The sequence below is a fragment of the uncultured Campylobacter sp. genome (assembly GCF_938018035.1).
In the GTDB taxonomy this organism is placed as follows: Bacteria; Campylobacterota; Campylobacteria; order Campylobacterales; family Campylobacteraceae; genus Campylobacter_B.
Genome location: NZ_CALIJF010000185.1, coordinates 1 through 1,431 on the forward strand (window position 1 = coordinate 1; position 1,431 = coordinate 1,431).

The window sequence follows — 1,431 nt, forward strand, 5'->3', positions numbered from 1 at the left end:
CGATAGAATTTAAGCCGATCGACGAGATGAAATTTCAAATCTTTACCCTCAAAGACGCGCTGTTAGCAAACCCCGATCTAGGCGTCGTCATCAACGCCGCAAACGAAGTGGGCGTAAATGCGTTTTTGCAGCAGCAGTGCCGTTTTACCGACATTGCGCGCGTCGTGCTAAAGTGCGCGGAGAAATTTAACTCACCTAGCGTGACGGACGCGGACGCGCTTACGGCGGTGGATGCGAGCGTGCGAGCGTATGCAAACGAACTGCTGAAATAAATTTTTTAATCACGGGATTTATGCTACAAGTTGAGCGTGGCGACAAATTTCACTGCGCGCGGCTCGCGCAAGCAGCCGTAAAATTTAGCGGCTCTAAACAGCGTGCGCCTATTGCGCTGTATCGGGCGCAGATTTATGCTGTGCTACCAATTTGCGCCATTAAATTTAATAATTAGAGGTTTAGCGTGGATATTAAAACCGTCATAGATTTAGAAAAGCAGCGCAAACGGCTTAAGAAAAGTCGCAAGCTTTGGAAAATTTTAAGTTATCTCGTAGCGTTTGGGGTGTTTGGTCCGATGCTCGCGCTCGCATTGATAATCATCTTTCTCGATTTTCCCAAACTCGATCTTGGCATAGAAAGCTTATCTTTTTTGGTCATGTCTATTTTAGCAATAATCGCCATGCGGGACGAATTTTACGAGTGGATTTTTGAGCGTAAAACCGAGCGATTTTTGATGCGCTACAAAGAGCTTTATCTCAAGCCCTATATCGAAAGCCTGGGCTTTTCGTATAAAATGGGCGCGCTTTTTCAGGAAAAAGAGGTAAGAGCAAGCGAGATATTTGACGGATTTGATAGATTTCGCGCGGATGATCTGGTTTGCGCGAACGTGGACGGCGTGGATTTTATGTTTTGCGACATAAGGTTAGAAAAAGACATCGGTACGGGAATTCCATTTATTTTTAAAAATAATTACGCCACATTTTTCGAAGGACCCTTTTTCGTGGCAAATTTTAATAAAAAACTCCGCTCCGACGTTTTTGTTTTCTCGGACGCGGCGGCGCCCGCAGGCATAGATTTACCGCCTTCAGGGCTGCCGCGCAAGCTATGGGGCGACCGCAAAATCCCGATAGATAATGCGGATTTCAATGCAAATTTCTCGGTTTACGCAAGCGATACGGTGGCGGTTATGTATGTCCTGACGCCCGCGCTGATGGAGAAAATTTTATCTCTTAAACAGCTCGTGAAATCGAATATCTCGCTGAGCTTCAAGCAAAATAAAATTTACATCGCGATAGCTCGCGGTGCCGATAGTTTCGAGCCGAGCCTGGATCAGCCGATACTCAATACCCGCATCGCAAAGGATATCAAAGCTGATCTGGATTCGATGCTGCAAATCGTAAAAATTCTAAAGCTGAATGAAAAAATTTGGACGTCTTA

The 1,431-nt window shown here is 45.6% G+C and carries 1 protein-coding gene and 1 pseudogene; both read left to right on the top strand.

What is annotated here, in order from left to right:
- Positions 1-272 (top strand): annotated as a pseudogene (locus Q0257_RS05600) (1-deoxy-D-xylulose-5-phosphate reductoisomerase); the annotation flags it as partial.
- A 185-nt stretch (positions 273-457) separates the two neighbouring features.
- A partial coding sequence (locus Q0257_RS05605; RefSeq protein ID WP_298022658.1) for a DUF3137 domain-containing protein occupies positions 458-1,431 on the top strand: 974 nt, incomplete at its 3' end.